Source organism: Pantoea sp. WEP (assembly GCF_041678305.1).
GTDB classification, from domain to species: Bacteria; Pseudomonadota; Gammaproteobacteria; order Enterobacterales; family Enterobacteriaceae; genus Pantoea; species Pantoea dispersa.
Genome location: NZ_JBGNXB010000001.1, coordinates 284,046 through 305,590 on the forward strand (window position 1 = coordinate 284,046; position 21,545 = coordinate 305,590).

At 58.3% G+C, this 21,545-nt stretch carries 16 protein-coding genes; 7 read left to right on the top strand and 9 right to left on the bottom strand.

Features of this window, described 5'->3' with window-relative positions:
* Positions 1 to 76 precede the first annotated feature (76 nt).
* Positions 77 to 3,739 carry a S6 family peptidase gene (locus ABVR31_RS01280; RefSeq protein WP_372771709.1) on the bottom strand — a complete coding sequence of 1,221 codons (3,663 nt, stop codon included), beginning with the start codon at positions 3,737 to 3,739 and terminating at the stop codon, positions 77 to 79.
* A gap of 178 nt (positions 3,740 to 3,917) precedes the next feature.
* Between ABVR31_RS01280 and ABVR31_RS01285 the strand changes: the two genes are divergently transcribed.
* Complete coding sequence (locus ABVR31_RS01285) at positions 3,918 to 4,265, top strand: hypothetical protein (protein WP_141496757.1); 348 nt, start codon at positions 3,918 to 3,920, stop codon at positions 4,263 to 4,265.
* Between the two features lie 414 nt (positions 4,266 to 4,679).
* Here the strand turns inward: ABVR31_RS01285 and ABVR31_RS01290 are convergent, their stop codons facing one another.
* Positions 4,680 to 5,174 (bottom strand): helix-turn-helix domain-containing protein, encoded by a 495-nt coding sequence (locus ABVR31_RS01290; protein WP_058759336.1) that lies wholly within the window; start codon positions 5,172 to 5,174, stop codon positions 4,680 to 4,682.
* Positions 5,175 to 5,547: 373 nt separating this feature from the next.
* On the opposite strand from ABVR31_RS01290, the gene ABVR31_RS01295 reads away from it, so the two are divergent.
* A complete protein-coding gene (locus ABVR31_RS01295; protein ID WP_370515581.1) occupies positions 5,548 to 6,516 on the top strand; it encodes an alpha/beta fold hydrolase in 969 nt (322 codons plus the stop codon).
* Positions 6,517 to 6,523: 7 nt separating this feature from the next.
* Here ABVR31_RS01295 and ABVR31_RS01300 read toward each other — a convergent pair whose 3' ends face one another.
* The 3 genes from ABVR31_RS01300 to proP all read right to left on the bottom strand — a co-directional run bounded on the left by ABVR31_RS01300 (position 6,524) and on the right by proP (position 10,442).
* The gene (locus ABVR31_RS01300; protein ID WP_372771710.1) at positions 6,524 to 7,498 is read right to left on the bottom strand and encodes a diguanylate cyclase domain-containing protein; all 975 of its coding nucleotides are present in this window, start codon (positions 7,496 to 7,498) and stop codon (positions 6,524 to 6,526) included.
* Positions 7,499 to 7,614: 116 nt separating this feature from the next.
* The gene (gene hemB, locus ABVR31_RS01305) at positions 7,615 to 8,592 is read right to left on the bottom strand and encodes a porphobilinogen synthase (RefSeq protein ID WP_031279816.1); all 978 of its coding nucleotides are present in this window, start codon (positions 8,590 to 8,592) and stop codon (positions 7,615 to 7,617) included.
* A gap of 344 nt (positions 8,593 to 8,936) precedes the next feature.
* Positions 8,937 to 10,442: a glycine betaine/L-proline transporter ProP gene (gene proP, locus ABVR31_RS01310; RefSeq protein WP_058759333.1), complete on the bottom strand. Its 1,506-nt coding sequence runs from the start codon at positions 10,440 to 10,442 to the stop codon at positions 8,937 to 8,939.
* 358 nt (positions 10,443 to 10,800) lie between these two features.
* On the opposite strand from proP, the gene ABVR31_RS01315 reads away from it, so the two are divergent.
* Both ABVR31_RS01315 and ABVR31_RS01320 read left to right on the top strand, forming a co-directional pair.
* The gene (locus ABVR31_RS01315) at positions 10,801 to 11,592 is read left to right on the top strand and encodes a hypothetical protein (RefSeq protein WP_215800563.1); all 792 of its coding nucleotides are present in this window, start codon (positions 10,801 to 10,803) and stop codon (positions 11,590 to 11,592) included.
* Positions 11,585 to 12,055 carry a hypothetical protein gene (locus ABVR31_RS01320; RefSeq protein ID WP_021508122.1) on the top strand — a complete coding sequence of 157 codons (471 nt, stop codon included), beginning with the start codon at positions 11,585 to 11,587 and terminating at the stop codon, positions 12,053 to 12,055. Before ABVR31_RS01315 ends, ABVR31_RS01320 begins: the two co-directional genes overlap by 8 nt.
* A gap of 27 nt (positions 12,056 to 12,082) precedes the next feature.
* On the opposite strand, the gene ABVR31_RS01325 is transcribed toward ABVR31_RS01320, so the two are convergent.
* The 3 genes from ABVR31_RS01325 to ABVR31_RS01335 all read right to left on the bottom strand — a co-directional run bounded on the left by ABVR31_RS01325 (position 12,083) and on the right by ABVR31_RS01335 (position 16,036).
* Entirely contained in the window at positions 12,083 to 13,042 is a 960-nt protein-coding gene (locus tag ABVR31_RS01325; RefSeq protein ID WP_288424440.1) for a D-2-hydroxyacid dehydrogenase family protein, read from the bottom strand.
* Positions 13,017 to 14,621: an EAL domain-containing protein gene (locus ABVR31_RS01330; protein WP_372771711.1), complete on the bottom strand. Its 1,605-nt coding sequence runs from the start codon at positions 14,619 to 14,621 to the stop codon at positions 13,017 to 13,019. Before ABVR31_RS01330 ends, ABVR31_RS01325 begins: the two co-directional genes overlap by 26 nt.
* 338 nt (positions 14,622 to 14,959) lie before the next feature.
* On the bottom strand, positions 14,960 to 16,036 hold the full coding sequence (locus ABVR31_RS01335) for an AI-2E family transporter (RefSeq protein ID WP_372771712.1): 1,077 nt from the start codon (positions 16,034 to 16,036) through the stop codon (positions 14,960 to 14,962).
* Positions 16,037 to 16,244: 208 nt separating this feature from the next.
* Here ABVR31_RS01335 and ABVR31_RS01340 point away from each other — a divergent pair, with 208 nt between their 5' ends.
* The 3 genes from ABVR31_RS01340 to iolB all read left to right on the top strand — a co-directional run bounded on the left by ABVR31_RS01340 (position 16,245) and on the right by iolB (position 20,366).
* A complete protein-coding gene (locus ABVR31_RS01340) occupies positions 16,245 to 17,468 on the top strand; it encodes an MFS transporter (RefSeq protein WP_058770953.1) in 1,224 nt (407 codons plus the stop codon).
* A gap of 553 nt (positions 17,469 to 18,021) precedes the next feature.
* Complete coding sequence (locus ABVR31_RS01345; protein WP_372771713.1) at positions 18,022 to 19,527, top strand: CoA-acylating methylmalonate-semialdehyde dehydrogenase; 1,506 nt, start codon at positions 18,022 to 18,024, stop codon at positions 19,525 to 19,527.
* A 23-nt stretch (positions 19,528 to 19,550) separates the two neighbouring features.
* On the top strand, positions 19,551 to 20,366 hold the full coding sequence (gene iolB, locus ABVR31_RS01350; protein WP_058759327.1) for a 5-deoxy-glucuronate isomerase: 816 nt from the start codon (positions 19,551 to 19,553) through the stop codon (positions 20,364 to 20,366).
* Positions 20,367 to 20,486: 120 nt separating this feature from the next.
* Here iolB and ABVR31_RS01355 read toward each other — a convergent pair whose 3' ends face one another.
* On the bottom strand, positions 20,487 to 21,329 hold the full coding sequence (locus tag ABVR31_RS01355; RefSeq protein ID WP_031279682.1) for a MurR/RpiR family transcriptional regulator: 843 nt from the start codon (positions 21,327 to 21,329) through the stop codon (positions 20,487 to 20,489).
* Between the last annotated feature and the right edge of the window lie 216 nt (positions 21,330 to 21,545).

Here is a 21,545-nt window from a genome sequence, read left to right on the forward strand (position 1 = left end):
GTCTGGTTTTTTTTCAGAAAAGCATAAAAAAGCCCGGTAAGACATGTCCCGGGCTGATGCGTGATGAGAGCCGTGATTAAAAACTGATTTTCACACCGGCCTGCAGATTCCAGTCGCTGATGCCTTCCTGCGTCAGGCGCTGCTGGCCCTGAAGCTGGGTGTTGAGCTCCAGATTATCCAGCACCTGCCAGCCGGCGTAACCGCTGTACTGCAGGCTGTTGCCGCCGCGTCCGGTAGCAAAGTACGCCGCCTGCTGGCCGTCACCAATCGCTACCCGATCGCGCTGGCTGATGCGCTGCACGTAGCGCGTTTCCGCGCCCAGCTTCAGCTTCTCGTTGAGGCGGAAGTCGTATTTTACGCCGCCGGAGAGCTGCCACTGCAGCGGATTCCGGTAGCTGACCTGTGCGCCATCGCTGTCGGTGAAATCATTGATATCGAGCCACTGCGCATTCACGCCGGCCACCGGCGTTAGCGCATGCGCGCCGGACTGCCAGCGCCAGCCGCTGTCGAGCCCGAGGTTCGCGCCGCGCGCTTTCAGCTGCGTCACGTTACCGCGCAGGTCAGTGCTGACGCTGCCGCGATACTGCATCACGCCTGCTGGCACGGCCAGCTGCAGGCCCTGATCCGGCTGCCAGCTCAGTAGCGCACTGGCGCCCAGCGTATCAATGCGGGCGTGACTGTTGCCGTCGCGCGCTTCCGGCGTGATGCTCAGGTTGCCTTTATTGACGCCGACGCTCAGCGCCAGCGCGGACTGCAGCGGGAAGCGGCTGCCAATCATCCAGCCCTGATAACGGCTGTGGAAATCGTAGCCGTAATCCATAAAGCCGCCCGCGCTGTGATAGCGGTCGTCGCCGGTGTAGCCGGACACAAACAGATCCGGACGCCCCTCTGCGCCCGCCTGCTGCGCGCTGCTGCTGAACAGTGCTTGCAGGTTATGCGTCACGCTGTGGAAGGCTGCAGGCAGCGAGATGTAGGCCGGCACCTGCGGAATCACCGCCGCGCGCACCTTGCCCGGCTCCGGTTTTGGCTCTGGCTGCGGCACCTGCGGATTTTCCGGTTCCGGCTGTGGTTCTGGATCGGGTTGCGGTTCAGGCTCCGGCTCCGGCTCCGGCAGATAAGGTTCGCGGTTATCCCCTTCCGCCAGCAGAATGTTTTGCAGGCGGTAATCCCAGAACTGGTCCCCTTCGCCCGCCACCAGACGCTCATCGCCACTGGCGCGGCCCGGTGCGAAGGCGTACAGACCGTAAGCCCAGGCGCCGCGCGCCACATAGCTGCCAGCCAGCTGAACGCTGTCGGCGTGCGCCTGGCCGCCGACCTGCACCAGCGACACACCTTCATTGTTATCCGCTGCGCCGTTGTGGTTGCGATCGCTATCGATCCAGCTGGCCTGGGGTTTTACCGTCAGCCACAGCGGCGCATCGTCCGGCTGTTGCAGATCGCCATCGATCAGCAGGCGATCGCTGGCGTCGTGGCGGAACGCGGAGTTCAGCACCAGCGCCGTATCACGCCCGTGGCGCAGATCGCCAAGGCGCATGACTGACCAGCTGTCCGGCGCATTGTTCCAGCCCGGTGCCAGCGTGACGTTGTCGGCGAGGCTGGCGTGATTGATGACACCGCCGCCGGAGAGCAGCGTGCCGGCGGCCATGTTCAGCGGCGTGTGCAGCCGGCCGCTCACTTCCAGCTCGCCCTGCTGCACCTCAACGCCTTGCTGGTTGCTGACGTCACCGCTCAGCGTCAGCCGCCCGTCACCGCTTTTAATCACGCTGCCCTGGCCACTGATATTGGCGCTGATGGTGGAAGCCAGCTCGCCCAGCGTGCTGACGTACTGCGCGATATCGGCAATCAGGCTGGAAGCGGTGCCGCTCAGGTTGATGTCGCCGGCCAGCGTGGATCGGCCCAGTACGTTAAGCGTGGCCTCGTCGGCCAACGTGATATCGCCGGTAACGTGGGCGTGCTCAGCAACGGTTAGCGCGGCGTCCGGCGCCACCTGCAACTGATTGATATGATACGTTTTGTCCTGCCAGTCATTGGCAAAGAACACTTTCCCGGCATGCTCAACCTGTTCGCCGCTCAGCGTCAGTACACCGTCGGCCACCGCCAGCTGATTAAGCTGCGCGCCGCCGGCCAGCTGCCAGCGCTGATGGGTGGTCACGTTGAGGTTATCGCGTGAGTCCGCTTCGCCCAGCTCGCCGAGGAACAGGCGGTTATCGCCGGTGAGATCGAGATGCGCCAGCGTCTGGCTACGGTTAACGATGCGCGCGCCGCTGTCGTTGTGCAGGATATTGTCGAAGGTCAAATCGTGGCCGTTAACGTCCAGCGTACCGCCGCGGTAGCCGAAGCGGATGTTGTCGGTGCTTAACTGATCGGCGCTGTTGAGCACCACGGTCGGGCGGCCGCTGAACAGGGTGACGGTGGAGAACGCCTGTTTGCGTCCCTGCACGTCGGCCTGCTGGTCGAGGATTACCGTGCCGTCGCCGACGTTAAGCGCGCCGGGATTGATGCCGCTGGCGTTAACGTGCAGCGTGCCGGCGCCGATTTTGTGCAACGCATCGTCCTGCAGGCCGTTAACCTGCCACAGCACAGTTTTGTCTTGATCGACCTCGACGCCGCCGCCGACCCAGCTGAAGTTGCCGTCGCCTGCGGCGCGCAGGGTGTAGTCGTTCGAGAAACGCAGCAAGCCCGCGCCGAGGTTGACCGACTGCGCCAGCTCGATGATGCCGCCGTCGCCGTTAAAGCGCAGATCTTTGGTGGCATTGAGCTGTTCGTTGCTGGCTTTGGCGGGTGCGGTTTCAGACTGAGCCTGATTAAGCCCGTGCCATTGCCAGCTTTTGCCATCCTGCATAATGCTATCACCGCGCCATTCGAGGGTGCCGGCGCCACTGTCCTCAACATCGGCATCCCTGGCGGAATCCAGCATCTCCTGAACATATGTTCCATTAATTAATTCACTGGCAAAGTGATAGTTGTAGGTGGTGCCGCCGCCATAGCCGCCAGAGTGAACTGCGAACTGTACCCAGCGTTTCTCGATATTATCCCAGGCGAAGAGCGGACTAGCGCTATCACCTCCACGAGTGCCAATGCTTAACAGAGAGAATGCCGGATGATTAGGAGCAAAAATTCTCCATTTTATGAATTTAGAAAATATATTCGTGATAGCTTCGGGCTTGAATGTCCCACCTGTGTTATAGACATAGGCACCCTCGATGGGTATCAATTTACCGCTTTCGGGATCGTCAATTTGCTGATAACCCGCCCCCACGCGGGCAAATGCAGTATAGCGACTGGGGTTAGCATTAAACTCTTCACCGCCGATGTAAGGCGTAGGCGCGCTTTCGACAATCACCTTGTGCATGCGCGGTAAGTTAAAATCGCGCGAGGGATCATTATTTATGGCAATACTACGGTAAGTTGGCGAAAATTTTGCCTTATTCCCTAAGTTCACCAATCTGTGGGACTGCATATGTTTGACGCCTGTGACAAACGAGGGCGAGATAAATGAGCTGAAACCCTTATCACTGACCATACTGAAGTCCGGCATGGGGACATTCATTAAATAGCCTTCAAAGGTGCCATCTTTGCGGTAGATGGGAATGTCGGTGGCGCCGACAGCATATTTACCCCGGTTCTCGGCAAAATCGCGGTATTCCTGCACGTCAATGTCATAGCGCAGGATCCCGGCATAAGGCGAACTGCTAAGGCACAAGGCACCCATCAGCAGTGCCAGCTGGCTTTTTCTCATGATTTTCTTCCCTGAATAATGAAGCAAATGAAGTGGGCTACTTTATAAGCGCATCGGCGTTATTCACGGTTAAGCCTCGTCTCAATCTGCCGGAGAAAAGCCTGAAAATGGCGTGCGGCATGGCGCGGCGAATCTGTTAAGATCGCGGCGTTTTCTTTTTCAGCTGGTCAATAAACCCATGTTAAAAATCAAATTCCTGCTGCCGCTGTTGCTGGTTGTCAGTGCGCTGGTCTGGTGGCTGATGCCGCATTACAGCGATGAGGACAAGGCTTATTACATCGCGACCTTTTGTACGCTGACCCATGACGGGCGTGATAACAGCGCGCAGGCGATGCAGCAGATTATTGAAGGCGGTAATTCGGATTACGCGCTGCAGAAGATTCATTTCCAGTCCGGGCTGGCAGAGCATCTGCAGACGGTGTGGCAGGATTTGTCGCCGCAACAGCAGCAGCAGGCACGGCAGGACGCGTTTGTTTGTCGCCAGTTGATGTCAGATAAGCTGCTGCCGGGCCAGCCGGTGCGCTGAGAAATAACAGGGTTTCACCGGCCGGCAAATAATCGGCGGGTGTTTCTGTTTGCAATGCCGAAAGGTCGCCATAAATGGCGACCCTACAAGATCGTTGCACGGTTTTGTCGGGTGCGCATTTATCCGCACCGCGACAGGATAATTGCACGGTTTGTAGGGTGCGCATTTATCCGCACCGCGACAGGATAATTGCACGGTTGTCGGGTGCGCATTTATCCGCACCGCGCCAGGATAATTGCACTGTTTGTAGGGTGCGAATTTATGCGCACCGTAAAAAGGTAATTGCACGGTTTTGTAGGGTGCGCATTTATGCGCACCGCCCGGATGGGCGCGGTGCACCTGAACATCAGCGCAATAAATCGCGCCGCTTCTACTCACGCGGTTATAAATATTTTCCCGACATATCAGACGTGATTAACGCACCGCGCAGCTAATACGCGCTGGAAACTTCCCATTATTTTCGCTTACCGGATTAACAACCTGTTTTTCCTGCTCGCTGCGATTAAACCCGACTTTGCGACACAGCGCGCAGGGATCGTCACTGCTGCGCAACAGGGCTTCAGCAGCATCGCTCAGCTGGCGTTTGCGGCAGAACAGCGGCGTGCAGCCCATCACCTGTTTAAACGAGCGGGTAAAGGATTGCTGACTTTCGAAATGGTATTTAACCGCCAGACTAATAATCGGTGTGCGGCTGAATTTCAGCTCATTCACGCAACAAATCAGTTTCTTTTTGCGAATATAACGCGCCAGCGTTTCGTTATGGTAACGGGCAAACAGTTTCTGTAAATACCATTTGGAATAGCCAGATTTCAGTGCAATATCATCAATGCTCAAACGTTGATCCAGGTTGGCCATAATCCATTCGGTCACCGAATCAATCACCCCTTGGTTGTATTTTTGCTGCATCATTATGGTCCTCCAATAACTCGACACAGTGTAATTAAATTAAACTTTTTAAGCACTGTCGTAACGTAAAGTTTTATCAGGAAATGGCTTTTTTATTAATTGTCATCAAGACTGGTCTTGTTTATCGTGAAATTAATCACCGACATGTTGTGATGATGTTGAATAGTTACCGTAATTACGGCCGTTATTATTAACGCAAATGGGTTATCGCTTTGCGCGGCTTAACAGTCAAAGGTGTGACGGGCGGCGGCACGGCGCATCAATATCCACCGGCGGTTTTCGTGCCAGACTGAGGGTTTTTCCCCTGTACAGAAGAGGTCACATGACGTTTCGTTTTCGATTAAAACCGTTACTGAGCGTAGCGCTGGCGTCAGCGATGCTGTGCGGCACGCTCAGTGCGCAGGCCGCTGAGGCCGTGTATGGCGAGCAGCTGGAGGGATTTCACTATCCGCATCCGCTGCAGCATTTTGCCTTCTCCTCCCAGCAGCAGTCGCTCAGCATGGGCTATATGGACGTGAAGCCGGCGCAGCAGGCCAATGGTCAGACAGTGGTGCTGATGCACGGTAAAAACTTCTGCGCTGCCACCTGGGAAGACACCATCAACGCGCTGAGCCAGCAGGGCTATCGCGTGATTGCGCCGGATCAGATTGGTTTCTGCACCTCCACCAAACCCGCCCGCTATCAGTACAGCTTCCAGCAGCTGGCGCAAAACACCCATCAGCTGTTAGCGCAGCTCGGCGTTGAGAAAGCGGTGATCGTTGGTCATTCGACCGGCGGTATGCTGGCGACGCGTTACGCACTAATGTATCCGCAGCAGACGCAGAAGCTGGTGCTGGTCAATCCGATTGGCCTTGAGGACTGGAAGGCGAAGGGCGCGCCGTGGCGCTCGGTGGATCAGTGGTATCAGCGCGAGCTGAAGCTCGACGCGGCGGGCATTAAGAAATATGAGCAGCACACCTATTACAGCGGCCAGTGGAAGCCGGAATATGACAAATGGGTGCAGATGCTGGCCGGGCTGAATAAAGGACCGGGGCATGAGAAAGTGGCGTGGAACTCGGCGCTGATCTACGACATGATTTTCACCCAGCCGGTCTATTACGAGTTTAAAGACCTGAAGGTGCCGACCACGCTGATGATCGGCACGGCCGATACCACAGCGATTGGCAGCGATATCGCTTCACCGGCGGTGAAAGCGCAGCTCGGCCATTACAATGTGCTGGGCAAACAAGTGGCACAGCTGATTCCCGGCGCGCGACTGATTGAGTTCCCCGGCATGGGGCACGCGCCGCAGATGGAAGCGCCAGCGAAGTTTAATCAGACGCTGATTGACGATCTGGCGCATTAAGGAGCGGCTATCTGCGCGGCTGCCTTTTCTGGTACTTGGCGGCGTACATGCGTGCGTCGCTGCTTTCCAGCAGCTGCTCCAGCGATTGCGGCTGCTGCGGATCGAATTCCACAATGCCCGATGAAAACTGCAGCGTGTAGCGCCGCTCCAGATCCTGCATCTGTTTATGCAGATAGTGGGCGAAGCGCGCCAGCGTCGCTTCCGCTTCGTCCTGACAAATGCCGTTCAGCAGCACCACAAACTCATCGCCGCCGAGCCGGGCAAAGATATCGGCATGGCGAAAACTCACCTTCATGGCATCGGCAAAGTCCATCAGCGCGCGGTCGCCCTCGCGGTGGCCATGCCGGTCGTTGATGGCCTTGAAGCCGTCGAGATCGAGAAACGTCAGGCTGGCGGGCAGCTGTTTTAGCTGGCACTCATTCAGCGCCATCTGTCCCAGCGTCATAAAGCCGCGCCGGTTGGTGATTTGCGTCAGCTCATCGGACGTCGCGGTCTGAAACGCTACCAGCTCGGCTTCGGCCATGGCCGCCAGATCGCGCAGCGCGTGCAGATCCTCCGCGTTGAACTGGCGCGCATGATTATCGATGATGCACAGCGTACCGACTTTGGCGCCGGACGGCGTGCGCAGCGGATAGCCCGCGTAGAAACGCACCGGATTGTCTGCATCGGTAACCAGCGGATTATCGCTGAAGCGCGTGTCGGCCAGCGCGTCCTCAACCACCATCACCTCATCCTGCAGGATGGTATGACCGCAAAAAGAGATGTTACGCGCGGTGGTTGGCCGATCAAAACCGTCGCTGGATTTAAACCATTGATAGTCATTCTCCAGCAGACTGACCATCGCGACCGGAACGTCAAACAGACGTCGGGCAAGGCGGGTTAAACGATCAAAACGCTCTTCTGTGGGTGTATGCAGAATGTTGAGCGCACGTAACTGGGTCAGACGCTGTGATTCGTCCTCAGGCAGTGCAGGTGCTTTCATCGCGTAACTCTTGTTAATGATGGATGTGTTACAGCAAACCGGATGTCGTGCCCGCGCAAGGGCAGAGAGCACTAAACAACCGCGGCAATCCGCGATTGTTTAGCGTAACGAGAGGATCAGAGCACTTTTTGCTCGGCAAGATCAAGGGCGAAATAGCTGAAAATGAGATCGGCACCGGCACGTTTTATGGCACCTAAACTCTCCAGCACTACGTTGCGTTCATCAATGGCACCCGCCTGGGCGGCAAATTTGATCATCGCGTACTCACCGCTCACCTGGTAAGCCGCCAGCGGCAGCGTGGTGCGCTCGCGGATATCACGCAGGATATCGAGGTAAGCGCCTGCCGGTTTGACCATCAGCGAATCTGCACCTTCCGCTTCATCAATCAGCGACTCGCGAATCGCTTCACGACGGTTCATCGGGTTCATCTGATAGGTTTTGCGGTCACCTTTCAGCGCGGTGCCCGCCGCTTCACGGAACGGACCGTAGAACGACGAGGCGAATTTGGTGGAGTAGGACATGATAGCGGTATCGGTAAAACCGGCCGCGTCCAGCGCCTGGCGAATCGCTTTCACCTGGCCATCCATTGCTGCTGACGGCGCGATGAAGTCGGCACCGGCCTGCGCAGCAACCACCGCCTGTTTGCCGAGGTTAATCAGCGTCTGGTCGTTGTCGACGCCGTGATCGCACAGCACGCCGCAGTGGCCGTGGCTGGTGTATTCACAGAAGCAGGTATCGGACATGACAATCATTTCCGGCACCGTGTCTTTGCAGATGCGCGACATGCGCGCCACGAGGCCGTTTTCGTTCCACGCATCGCTGCCGGTGGCATCGGTGTGGTGCGAGATACCAAAGGTCATGACCGAACGGATACCGGCTTTGGCGATGCGTTCGATTTCGTACGCCAGACGTTTTTCCGGAATGCGCATCACGCCCGGCATGGCGTTGATTGGCACGTAATCATCCACGCCTTCTTCAACGAAGATCGGCAGGGCCAGATCGTTCAGGCTGAGGTGGGATTCCTGGAACAGTTCGCGCATCGACGCGCTTTTGCGCAGTCTTCTTGGGCGCTGAATGAGATTGAAATCAGACATGCTCGGTTAACTTATGCTGGTGAAAAAAGTGGCGACAGTTTACCCCTTTTCGCCGGGTAGCATGAAGGATTGTGTGCGGTGCGGGCCGGGCGTTGTTGCCGGGCGTTGTTGCCGGTCGAATGCCGACCCTACAGCGCACCCGGCAACCGCCGAATCCCAACCCGCCGTTACCCGCAGGGTGCGCATTGATGCGCACCAGGCAACCGCAGAATCACAACCCGCAGCACACTCGTAGGGTGCGCATTCATGCGCACCTGGAAGCATCACCGTAGCACACACATTCTCACGCACCAGGCAACCGCAGAAACAAAACTCCCGCCAGGTGGCGGGAGTGAAAGGGCAGACTACTCGTTGATGTCCGGGTGCTGCTGCACCAGGTTTTTGCGCTTCGCCTCAAGGCGGGCGATCTCTTCATCAATATCTTCAATCTTCTGCTCGATATTGTCGTGATGCTCCTGCAGGATCTCGCGCGCTTCTTCGAGGTCCGATGCCGCCGGTGTCGCGCCGCGCAGCGGTTTGTTGGCGGTCTCTTTCATGTACAGACCGGTCACCAGACCGACCACCGCCACCACCATCAGGTAGTAAGCCGGCATATACAGATTGTTGCTGGCCTCCACCGCCCAGGCGGTCACGGTTGGCGTCAGACCGGCAATCAGAATCGAGATGTTAAAGGCGCTGGCCAGCGCACTGTAACGAATGTGCGTCGGGAACATCGCCGGCAGCGACGAGGCCATCACGCCGGTGAAGGCGTTGAGGATCACCGCCAGCAGCAGCAGACCGGCAAAAATCAGCCCCAGCACGTTACTGTTGATCAGCATAAAGGCCGGAATCGCACAGAAGAACAGGGCGATACTGCCGACGATCACGAACGGACGGCGGCCGAAGCGGTCGCTCAGCATGCCCATCACTGGCTGCACAAACAGCATCCCCATCATGATGGCGATGATAATCAGCACGCCGTGATCTTCCGAGTAGTGCAGGTTATGCGACAGATAGCTCGGCATGTAGGTCAGCAGCATGTAATAGGTCACGTTGGTGGCAAGTACCAGACCGATACAGGCCAGCAGGCTTTTCCAGTGTTTGCTGGCAATCTCTTTAAACGACACTTTCGGGCCGTCGCGCAGACCTTCGCGGTCGCCTTGCTCCAGCTTATCGACATGCTGCTGGAACGCTGGCGTCTCTTCCAGTGCGTGACGCAGATACAGGCCGATAATGCCCAGCGGCAGCGCGAGGAAGAACGGAATACGCCAGCCCCAGTCGAGGAATTTCTGCTCGCCAATCACCGTTGAGATCAGCACCACTACGCCCGCGCCCAGCACGAAGCCGGCAATCGAACCGAAGTCCAGCCAGCTTCCCATGAAGCCGCGCTTACGGTCCGGCGAATATTCGGCGACGAAGATTGACGCACCGGTATATTCCCCGCCCACCGAGAAGCCCTGCGCCATTTTCGCCAGCAGCAGCAGTATCGGTGCCCAGATGCCAATCGAGGCGTAAGACGGTATCAGGCCGATACAGAAGGTACTGATCGACATGATGACAATGGTGATCGACAGGATTTTCTGGCGACCGTATTTATCGCCCAGCATGCCGAAGAACAGGCCGCCCAGCGGACGGATCAGGAACGGTACCGAGAAGGTCCCGAGTGCGGCAATCATCTGCACGCCAGGCGAGGCGTCCGGGAAGAACACTTTACCCAGCGCGTAGGCCACAAAGCCATAAACACCGAAATCGAACCATTCCATCGCGTTACCGAGTGACGCGGCGGTAATGGCCTTACGTAAACGAGCGTCATCGATAATCGTGACGTCATCCAGCCCAATAGGTTTTACACGCTTCCTACGTAATTTCATGAGGTTACCCTGTATTGGAATTCAAAAAGTCCTCAACGCTGCGGACTCGGTGGAGCGTTCAGTCCGCGGCGTTGAGAAAATTAAAGCATAGCCGTGAAAGTGGTTTTTTCCCTGGCCTGCCAAAGCAATTATTACTCAGGTAATTATTGCATCCCGCGACAGAGTATACCGTTTAAATGTGATATTTGTCATGTTTCCGCCAATAACTGGCTATTTTTTGGCTAAAACTATGGCCGTTTTGGTCCGCAATCGCGGCAAAAAAATTGTCTGAATCGCGACGCAGGCCGCAGCGCAGATGCGCGGGCGAGCGAAAATATCTATACTTGCGCCAGTTTCTCTGCCGGAGATCGGGCGCCGCATGGCACGCTTTGTTTTATTTGCAAAAAGTCTCTGTTTTGACGTTGACCAGCAGGTCCTCTTTCCGGTGCAGTCGCCCGCGCACCGCGTGGCACTGACGCCGCTGCAAACCGCCATTCTGCGGCGCGTGATTGATGCGGATGGCAAACTGGTGCGCAACCAGACCCTGCATGCGCTGTTCCAGCGCGTCCCCAGCGACACACCGTTCGCCGAACGTCTGACGGCCACCATTGCCGCCATCAATCAGCAGGCGCAGCTGGCACACGCGCCGGGGCCGCTGGTGCATCAGGTGCCGCTGATTGGCTGCGTGCTGGCCGATCAGGTCGATGTGGCGCCGCTGAGCGATGAGCCGGTGGCTGCGCCAGCGGCAGCGGTGGTCAGTCCGCTACCCGCGCCCGCGCCGGCCAGCGTAAAGAAGAAGCGGCCTGTGCTGCGCTGGGCGATCGTTGCGCTGCTGCTGGTGAATGTCGCGCTGGCGCTGCTGGCACGTCAGATGTTTGCGCCGGTGCAGCACGATGCGCTGGATTTCCGACCGCTGCTGCGCATTCATAACAGCCAGGTGTTTATCCCCAGCCACCTGAAAGCCGATTCGTGGGTGGTGCAGGACGCGCTGCGGCGTTATCGGCAGTGGCAGCCGCGCCTGCCGGATGGCTCTGCGCCGCCGATGGTGTACATCAACCCGGTGCGCACCCGACTCTTTTCCAGCACCTTTCTGTGCGCCAAACCGATCGCGCAGAAGGACAACGAATGTATTTCATGGATGGTGTCAGCGCAGGAGATACCCGATGCGTAAAGCGATAATCACCACGGCAGTGGTGCTGGCCTTTGTGCTGCCGTGGGCGCTGGCGCTGCTGCTGCGGCCGGCAGAACCGGTGCCGGAGTGGTGTGAAGTACCGTATCGTATTGATCATGAAGGCGCGCCGGCTGGCGCGATTGATGCCACCATTCGCACGCGCTTTAAGGCGGACGGCAGCGGCAGCTCAACGCTGACCGGCACCGTCACGGTACGCGATCGCCACTATCGCCTGCATCGCGTATCCGATACCACCTGGCGCCGCCAGGGCGATTTCATGCTTAGCACCACGCGCAACGTACGTATCCTGGCAGACGACACCGTACCGCCCGCACTGGCGGCGCAGATCGTGTTTTCGCCAGCGCGCGAGGGCAATAACGATTATTACCAGATGTACCAGCTGCCCAATGGCGACCAGATGATTAATTATGCCGGGCTGCCGCGCCTGTACTGCCACAGCTAACCCCGGTGCTGTCGACGCGCCGGGGGCTTAAAGCAGCGAGCGCAGCGGCGCGCCGTGCAGCCAGCCAGCAATATCTTCCACCGCCTCGCTGAAGTAGGTGCGGTAATTGGTGTCGGCGACATAGCCCAGATGCGGCGTCGCCAGCACGTTCGGCAGCTGACGCAGCGGATGATCGGCAGGGAGCGGCTCCTGTTCAAAGACATCCAGCCCGGCGCCCGCCAGCTGACCAGACTGCAGTGCGCTGATCATTGCCTGCTGATCGACAATCCCGGCGCGCGAGGTGTTAATCAGCAGCGCGCCTGGCTTCATGTGCGCCAGTGCCGCGCCGTCCAGCAGATGACGGGTGCGCTCACTCAGCACCAGATGAATCGATACCACATCGCTCGCCCCGAGCAGCGCCGGCAGCGAAGCCATCTTCTCTGCGCCGCACGCCGCTGCGCGTGCTTCGCTCAGGTTCTGGCTCCAGGCGCACACGCGCATGCCAAAAGCGCGCGCCACGTTAGCCATCTCACCGCCAATCTTGCCCAGCCCAAGCAGGCCGAGGGTTTTGCCGTGCAGCGCCATGCCCAGCGTATGCTGCCACGCACCGTTGCTGCGCAACGCCTGGCTCTCCGCCGGGATGTGGCGTGCCAGACCGAGCAGCAGCCCCCAGCTCAGTTCCAGCGGCGCCGCGCTGCTACTGGCGGTGCCGCACACCGCAATCAGCCGTTCGGCACAGGCGTGCAGATCAATTGAGGCATTGCGCATACCGGAGGTGACAATCAGCTTCAGATTGGGCAGGCGGCCTATCAGCCGGGCGCTGAGCGGCGTGCGTTCGCGCATCACCACCAGAATGTCGGCGTGCGCGATGTGAGCGACCAGTTCATCTTCGTTGGCGTAGTGGCGGTGCAGCGCGGTAGTTTGTACCTGCGGTTGCAGCGATGCCCAGTCGGCCAGCGACAGGGCAACATTTTGATAATCATCAAGAATGATGCAGTTCAGGCTCATGGTGGTCCTCAACGGGAAGCGGTTGGCGCCCCTGCTGATTAAGCCAGGCGCGAAGCTGGTTATTGTCCATCGGACGGGCGTAATAATAGCCCTGAATAAACACCACGCCACGCTGCTGCAGATACTGAAATTGTAACGCGGTTTCTACCCCTTCACCCAGTACCTCGAGCTGCAGCTTGTGGCACAGATTGATGATGGCATCCAGCACCGGGGTTTCGATCTCCAGTCCTTCAATGGCGTTGATAAAGCCGCGGTCAATCTTCAGGTAATCGAGCGGGAAGGTCATCAGATAGGAGAGCGCGCAGTGGCCGGTGCCGAAGTCGTCAATCGCCACCTTCATGCCGTGCGACTGCAAATAGCGCAGCTTGCGCGACACCGCGTCGCCGTCCTCGATCAGGCTGCGCTCGGTAAGCTCCAGCGTGATCAGCATCTGTTTGTCACGAATGTTGCGGGCAAAACGCATCATGTCCTGCACAAAATCGGGGTGTTGCAGATGCTCAGCCGCGAGGTTAAAGCCAATGTGGAAGCCCGGTTCAACCTGCCAGCTCTTGATATCTTCCGCCATCATCGCCAGCAAATGCTGGGTCAGCGGCACGATCATGCCTTCCGCTTCGGCATGGCTGATGAAGATATCCGGGCGGATCATTTCGCCGTTGGGCCGCTGCCAGCGCATCAGCGCTTCCGCACCGGTGCAGCGCTGAATCCCGGTGCTGTACACCGGCTGATAGTGCACCGTGAACTCACGGTTGCGTATCGCCCGGCGAATTTCATCCGCCCATGAGAGGCGGCGGCGCAGCCAGTTGGCGGTCAGCACCATCAGCAATATCGAAAAGATGGCGGCCATCGGCAGGAAAATAAGCAGCGCCTGACGCCAGGCTTTGATCAGCTCGGCAGCGGGTACCGTCACGCTGACGCTGATCGGATAGCGGCTGGACTCCGCCTGATAGTTGGCGCTGCTGAGGTACAGCAGCTCTGGCTGGTCGTCCGGACCGCTGGCGATGGGGCTGCCGCCGTTGAAGCGCAGGCTCATCTGATAACGGTTCGACTCACCGATGGCGCGCATGAAGTCCATCAGATACTGGCCATCAATCACCGCCCAGAAACCGCTGCTGTCCGGCAGGTGACGCACGAAAATCACCGCCGGGCGATCCGGTACGCCGGAGGTGCCGCGAATCGACAGGCTCCACCAGGCTTTGCCGGTCACCGGCGGTGACTGCATCATCATCCCGGCCAGCGTGTCGTGCTGCAGCCCGTAAGCCGACGAGCAGGTGATTTCGCTGCCCTGCAGGGTGCCAATCGAGCGGAAATAGGCATTAAGGGTGCCGGCGCGCTGCAAATCTTCATCAATATCGGCGCAGCGACGATTCTGGTACTGACGCAGGCGGGTCACCATATCCCAGGCGCTGTCGCTCATCTTTTCTGCCTGCGTCAGCAGGGCATTGGCGGTGGCAATTTGCTGCTGGCTGACCGTATGGCGCGCCTCAATGGCTGTGCAAAATATGCCCAGCACCAGCGGTAATAACCCGGCACAGACAATCAACAGCCAGCCAAAATCGCGTTGTCGTTTTTGCAGAGGCACCAGACTTTCCTCGGTCGGTTTAAGCAGCATTCAGGAAGCGCGTTACGGCGTCAGCAGCATAACACTTTCCCGCGGCCGTGCATGTTAGCGTTTTGATTTTCCACCAATCTGATACAAGTCAATTATGGTTTGCGCTTTGCGTTTATTGACAATGTTTTGCCGTTACTGGCATTTCCCGGCAGGAAAAGCCTGTGGCACGAGATGAGTAAGAGTGTTGCGCCAGACTCATCAGGTATGGCGATGCGCGCTGACGCCATACGGCGGCAGCGTCACTGCGCAGGGAAGTTGCCAGACGATCGGCAAATACGCATCGTCTGGCATCGTGGCGTGGTAAGACGTTACGGGCGCGGCGCGGGCCGGTTATTTTTGACGCGCAGGCGCGGTTTGGGGCGGCCATTACCCAGCATTATCGCCAGCCGGCTGCCGCCCGGCGTGGTTTCCATCAGGATTTTGGTAACGCTGGTCAGCGGCACCGACAGCAGCATCCCGACCGGACCGAGCAGCCAGCCCCAGAAAATCAGCGACAGAAACACCACCAGCGTTGACAGTCCCAGCCCACGTCCCATCAGGCGCGGTTCCAGCATATTGCCAAACACCATGTGAATGGCACTGAACAGCACCGCCACCAGCACGGCGTCATACACATCATTCAGCACCAGCGCCTGAATAAACGGCGGCACACCGGCGATAATCGGGCCGATATTGGGGATAAAATTGAGGATAAAGGCGACAACACCCCAGAACAGCGCAAATTTGACGTCCAGCAGCATCAGCACCAGCCACACCGCCAGCCCGGTAATCAGGCTGACCAGCGTTTTCAGTGCCAGATAGTGCGTGACGCCCTTCAGCGCCTTGTGCAATCCGGCGATGCGGATCTGCGGATTCATCATCGCATTGCGCAATTTGTACGGCAGATGGTGCACCTCAAACAGCATGAACACCACGGTCAGAATCAACAGCACCACATTGGTCATGGCACCGGAGAACTGCGCCAGCAGCGTGGTGGCCATGTTCATAATCACATTGGGATCGAGCCGTGCTGCCAGTGCGCTGGTGGAGATATTGATATGAAACTGTGCGGCGAAATGCTGCAGCACCGTCAGCTTCTGTTCCAGCAGGCTGCGGATTTGCGGATAGGTATCGCTGAACTCACTTACCGAACTGGCCAGCACCCCGACCAGCAGCAGCATCACAATGAAGATCACCGTGATAACCAGCGAGATCGCCACGCCGCGCCGCAGACCCCGGCGCATCAGCAGGGTCACCAGCGGATTAAGCACAATCGCCAGGAAACTGGCGAGTAAGAAGGGCACCAGAATATCCGACGCGGCACGAATGCCCGCCAGAATAATCACTAACATCGCCAGCTTGACCAGGATGTTCTGGCCAATTTTCTCCTGTGGCTTTTCGTTCATTCCCTCTCCTGAATGGTGGTTCGCTGTGGAAAGTGTAGTTGAACGCCAGTAAGTAATTGTTTGTTTAGGAGTAAGCGAAGCGAACCCGATAAGCACCGCCGGAGATACCGCCATCGGCCCGCCGCGAATCGACGGTGCGCACGGCGAGAAAAGGCGTATAGTGAAGCTTCAGCTATAAAAATTCCGTCAAACACGAGCGCAATCACTCATGCCTGACCAGCCCGCCGCGGCCGAATACAGCCGCTTTCGTCTGAATTTACAGATTCTCTCCATCGTGAAGTTCAACTTCGCCACCTATCTCACCATTGGCTTGCCGCTGGCGGTGCTGCCGGGCTTTGTCCATGACGGCCTGGGCTACAGCGCCTTCTGGGCCGGCGTGGTGATCAGCCTGCAATATGTCGCCACGCTGCTGAGCCGGCCGCATGCCGGTCGCTATGCCGACAGCTGGGGACCCAAAAAGGTGGTGGTGCTTGGGCTGTTTGGCAGCCTGGTGAGCGGGCTGTGTATTTTGCTGTCGGCGCTGATAGAGGAGCAGGAGGTGCTCAGCCTCGCGCTGCTGTGCCTCGGGCGCGTGCTGCTGGGCGTCGGGCAGAGTTTCTGCGGCACCGGCACCTCGCTGTGGGGCGTGGCGAAAGTCGGCTCGCTGCATATTGGTCGGGTGATCTCCTGGAACGGCATTGTCACCTATGGCGCAATGGCGATTGGCGCACCGCTTGGGGTGATGATCTTTCGCAGCGGCGGCCTGCTGCTGCTCTCCAGCGTGATTATCGCCATCAGCGTGCTGGCGATAGTGCTGGCGCTGCCCCGTGCGCCGGTGAAAGGTAGCAAGGCCAAACCGCTGCCGTTCCGTGCGGTGCTCGGTAAGGTGTACGGTTTTGGCCTGCTGCTGGCGATGGGCTCGGCGGGCTTTGGCGTGATCGCCACCTTTATCACCCTGTTTTATCAGGAGCAGGGCTGGGACGGTGCCGCCTTCGCGCTGACGCTGTTCAGCGCTGCGTTCGTTGGCATGCGCCTGCTGTTTCCCAACGCCATTAATAAGCTCGGCGGACTGCGCGTCGCCAGCCTGTGTTTTGCCGTCGAGGCGATTGGCCTGCTGCTGGTGGCGGGCGCGTTCGATCCGTGGATGGCGAAGTTCGGCGCTTTTCTCACTGGCGCCGGTTTCTCGCTGGTGTTCCCGGCGATTGGCGTGGTCGCAGTTAAAGTGGTGCCGCAGCAGAACCAGGGCAGCGCGCTGGCCACCTACACCGCGTTTATGGATCTGTCGCTCGGCATCACCGGTCCGATCGCGGGCTTTATCATGAGCTTCGCCGGTGTACAGCTGGTCTACCTGCTGACTGCGCTGCTGGTGGGATTTGCGCTGCTTTGTACCCTGCGGATGATCAAGCGTCAGGCTGGGATGCCAGCCGAGGATGCTGCGTCCAGGTCGCCATAAATGGCGCCCCTACAGCATGACAGAGCGCGCATTGATGCGCACCGGGTAATCACGCATGGGGTGGGTAACAGGTGAAAAAAAGGCCTCCGACCGAGGCCAACACTAACAAAAGCGTGTCGCTAAGACACAGATAAGGGTTCGTTTCACATCGCATTGTCTGCAGATGCTGCAAAGAAAACATTTATTTCGTTTTAATTGAATTATGAAATAATGGATATTGGATCTGCCTCGCAAAAATTTCATATTTCGTTTCATCCAGCCACGCTCCGGCGCTGACCCTCTCGCTGACGGATCGTCCTGCTAATCTCCCTGCTGCTGATTACGGGCGCAGGCCGCATCGGTATTGTCATCAGGCCCGCACTTTGCGCCAGTCCGCTAACGCTGGCGGAAAAATGCGATCCAGGCCGCTAAAAGTAAATTTTCCAAAAAGAACTATTTGAAAAATTTATTTCACTGTAATAGCTTCATAGCACGCTTTCCGTATTGCCTGATCGGGCGCGACCCAGACTGACCCGCGGCCTGCAGGGACCTTACACATCAAAGAGGCAACGACATGACTATCGTAGGAAACTTTATCGGCGGCAAAATCACGCACAGCGCCAGCAACGAAACCATTCCGGTCTACGATCCGGCGACCGGCAAAGTGATCCGCGAACTGACGCAAAGCACGGCGGCAGAAGTGGCGCAGGCCATTGAGGTCGCCCATGCGGCGTTTCCGGAATGGTCGAAAACGGCGCCGCTGCGTCGTGCCCGCGTCATGTTCAACTTCAAAGCGCTGATGGAAAAACATCGCGATGAACTGGCGGCGCTGATTGTTTCTGAGCACGGTAAAGTCTGGTCCGATGCGCTGGGTGAGCTGACGCGCGGCATCGAAGTGATCGAATTTGCCTGCGGCATTCCGCACCTGATCAAAGGGGAAAACTCACCGAACGTCGGTTCCGGCGTTGACAGCTATTCGCTGATGCAGCCGGTGGGCGTGGTCGCGGGCATTACGCCGTTCAACTTCCCGGCGATGGTGCCGCTGTGGATGTTCCCCATCGCGCTGGCGTGCGGTAATACCTTTGTGCTGAAGCCGCCGGCGCTCGATCCTTCTGCCTCGGTACGCATGGCTGAACTGCTGAAAGAAGCGGGGCTGCCGGATGGTGTGTTCAACGTGGTGCACTCCTCAAACGAAGACGCCGAGCAGCTGTATAAAGATCCGCGCATCGCGGCGGTCAGCTTCGTTGGTTCGTCCGGCGTGGCCGAGCACATCTACAAAACCGCCAGCGCGCATGGCAAACGCGTGCAGGCCTTCGGCGCCGCGAAAAACCACGCCATTGTGATGCCGGATGCCGATCTGGATGCCACTGTGAACGCCATCATGGGCGGTGCTTTCGGTTCTGCCGGGGAACGCTGCATGGCGCTGCCGGTGGTGGTGGCGGTTGGCGACGATACAGCCGATAAACTGATTTCGCGCCTGACGCCGCTGATCAAAGCGCTGCGCGTGGGGCCGGGCATGCAGCAGGGTGCCGAAGAGAATGAAATGGGGCCAGTGGTATCCGCTGCGCACCAGAAGAAAGTGCTGGGCTACATCGACAAAGGTGAGCAGGAAGGCGCGACGCTGGTGGTTGACGGACGCGGCGTGAAAGTCGCGGGCCATGAAGAGGGCTACTACGTTGGCGGTACGTTGTTCGATAACGTCACGCCGAAGATGGTGATTTGGCGCGAAGAGATTTTCGGACCGGTGCTGAGCATCATGCGCGCCAGCGACTTCGACAGCGCGCTGCAGCTGGTAAATAGCCACGAATTTGGTAACGGCAGCGCCATCTTTACCAGCAACGGCCACACCGCCCGTGAGTTTGTGCATAACGTGGAAGCGGGCATGGTGGGCGTCAATGTGCCGGTGCCCGTGCCGATGGCGTTCCACAGCTTTGGCGGCTGGAAGCGTTCGGTGTTTGGTGCGCTCAACGTGCACGGTCCGGACGGAGTGCGTTTCTACACCCGCATGAAAACGGCAACCGTGCGCTGGCCGAGCGGTCAGCAGACCGTTTCTGAATTCAGCATGCCAACGCTGGGTTAATGTCGCGCAACAGGAGAAACAGGATGTCACTGATTTCAAAAGTGCAGCAGCCGGACAGCCACGGGCGTATCCAGCACGTGACGCCCGAGAGCGCCGGCTGGGAATATGTGGGCTTTGACGCTTATCTGCTGAAAAAGGGCCAGACGCTGCGGTTAAGCAGCGGCGAGAGAGAGCTGTGCCTGGTGCTGGTGGCCGGTCTGGCGTCGGTGAAAACCCGCGACGCAGAATTCCCTGGCATCGGTAAGCGCCTGTCGCCGTTTGAGCGCACGCCGCCTTACTCGGTTTACGTGCCGCATCATGATGAGGTTGAAGTCACTGCCGACAGCGATCTGGAGCTGGCGGTATGCAGTGCGCCGGGCAGTGGCAACCTGCCGGCGCGGCTGATTGCACCGCAGGATGTTGGCGTGGAGCACCGTGGCAAAGGGCGCAACCAGCGCCTGGTGCATAACATTCTGCCGGATAATCAACCGGCCGACAGCCTGCTGGTGGTCGAGGTGTATACCGACGAGGGCGCGACCAGTTCGTATCCCAGCCACAAGCATGATGAGAAGGACAGCCCGGACGAAACCTATCTGGAAGAGACCTATTATCACCGTTTCGATCCCGAGCCCGGTTTCGCCATGCAGCGCGTCTATACCGACGACCGTTCGCTCGACGAGTGTATGGCCCCGTATAACCGCGATGTGGTGACGGTGCCGCGCGGGTATCATCCGGTGGCGACGCTGGCCGGTTACGATAACTATTATCTGAACGTGATGGCCGGGCCGGTGCGGCTGTGGAAATTTACCTGGGAGAAGGATCACGCCTGGGTGAACAGCGAGCAGTATCCACGCCGTTAATCGGGTCTCCGCGCGGTCGCCGGAAATGCGCACCAGGTTAAACGGCGCACGCAATCACTGATGCGCACAGATAAAAAAGGCAGCCAGATGGCTGCCTTTGTTCCATTCGGTACCCGGGGTTTATTCGCTGCTGCTGTTATTCAGTGCCAGCGACACCGCCAGGGTTTGCGCCAGGCACAGCGAGGCCACCTGCGAGCGGAAGCCATCCACCTGCGCTTCGCGCACTACAAAACAGACATCGCTGAACGCCGCCAGCGGACTCACCTGGCTGTCGGTGATGGCGATCTGATGCGCGCCACGTTTAGCGCCCAGCTCCACCAGTTCCACCGCTTCACGCGCATACGGCGAGTAGCTGATAGCGATGACCACGTCTTTCGGATTCACCATGCTGAGCTGTTCAGTGAACATGCCGCCCAGGCCATCAATCAGAAAAGCGCGACGCTCCAGATGGCGCAGCGCATACACCAGATACGAGGCCACGCTGAACGAGCGGCGCAGACCGATGATGTAGATGTTCTCCGCCTCGTTGAGCATTTTCACCGCTTTATTCAGCTGGTCGGGATTCACCTGCATCGCCAGCTGCTGCAGCGCCTGGCTATTGACCATAGTAAAGACGTTGAGGATCTCCACCGGGCTCTCCGGTGAGCTGGCGCTGTCGTCGGTGGCCGTCTGGCGGAACAGGCGCGCCCGTTCGGTATAGTTCACGGTCTCTTCCATCAGGTGCTGACGAAAGACCTGTTTCATTTCGTTGAAGCCGCTAAAGCCGAATGCGTTGGCGAAGCGGATCAGCGTGGAGGGCGGAACATCCGCCTGCTGGGCGATAGAGGCGACGGTATCAAACGCGATGCTGTTGCTGTTATCAAGGATATAACGAGCCACCTGCTTCAGGCGTTTACTCAGCGTCTCGTAGCGACGACGGATATCGTCCTGTAACAAGGTTAATTGCGTTGGGTTATTGGTCATTACTTCGGCCCGTCAGAAAAGGAAATATGGCTGGATAATGAGCGCTATAGTACCAGATGGATGGAAAATTTCATTTGTTTGACGCTATCGTGAAGGCTATTTCATCGGTTTATGAATTGCCTCACAAAACTCAGGGGGTTGAGGGCTTTCCCTCACCCTAACCCTCTCCCGCAGGCGGGAGAGGGGACAGTCCGGAGCGGTCTGATCGGTCTGACA

Coding starts and splice junctions, on each gene's coding strand:
- ABVR31_RS01285 (WP_141496757.1), top strand. CDS start 3,918: ATGTTAAAAATCAAATTCCTGCTGCCGCTGTTGCTGGTTGTCAGTGCG.
- ABVR31_RS01295 (WP_370515581.1), top strand. CDS start 5,548: ATGCTGTGCGGCACGCTCAGTGCGCAGGCCGCTGAGGCCGTGTATGGC.
- hemB (WP_031279816.1), bottom strand. CDS start 8,592: ATGTCTGATTTCAATCTCATTCAGCGCCCAAGAAGACTGCGCAAAAGC.
- ABVR31_RS01355 (WP_031279682.1), bottom strand. CDS start 21,329: ATGACCAATAACCCAACGCAATTAACCTTGTTACAGGACGATATCCGT.
- ABVR31_RS01340 (WP_058770953.1), top strand. CDS start 16,245: ATGCCTGACCAGCCCGCCGCGGCCGAATACAGCCGCTTTCGTCTGAAT.
- ABVR31_RS01320 (WP_021508122.1), top strand. CDS start 11,585: ATGCGTAAAGCGATAATCACCACGGCAGTGGTGCTGGCCTTTGTGCTG.
- ABVR31_RS01315 (WP_215800563.1), top strand. CDS start 10,801: ATGGCACGCTTTGTTTTATTTGCAAAAAGTCTCTGTTTTGACGTTGAC.
- ABVR31_RS01325 (WP_288424440.1), bottom strand. CDS start 13,042: ATGAGCCTGAACTGCATCATTCTTGATGATTATCAAAATGTTGCCCTG.
- iolB (WP_058759327.1), top strand. CDS start 19,551: ATGTCACTGATTTCAAAAGTGCAGCAGCCGGACAGCCACGGGCGTATC.
- ABVR31_RS01290 (WP_058759336.1), bottom strand. CDS start 5,174: ATGATGCAGCAAAAATACAACCAAGGGGTGATTGATTCGGTGACCGAA.
- ABVR31_RS01345 (WP_372771713.1), top strand. CDS start 18,022: ATGACTATCGTAGGAAACTTTATCGGCGGCAAAATCACGCACAGCGCC.
- ABVR31_RS01300 (WP_372771710.1), bottom strand. CDS start 7,498: ATGAAAGCACCTGCACTGCCTGAGGACGAATCACAGCGTCTGACCCAG.
- ABVR31_RS01335 (WP_372771712.1), bottom strand. CDS start 16,036: ATGAACGAAAAGCCACAGGAGAAAATTGGCCAGAACATCCTGGTCAAG.
- ABVR31_RS01280 (WP_372771709.1), bottom strand. CDS start 3,739: ATGAGAAAAAGCCAGCTGGCACTGCTGATGGGTGCCTTGTGCCTTAGC.
- proP (WP_058759333.1), bottom strand. CDS start 10,442: ATGAAATTACGTAGGAAGCGTGTAAAACCTATTGGGCTGGATGACGTC.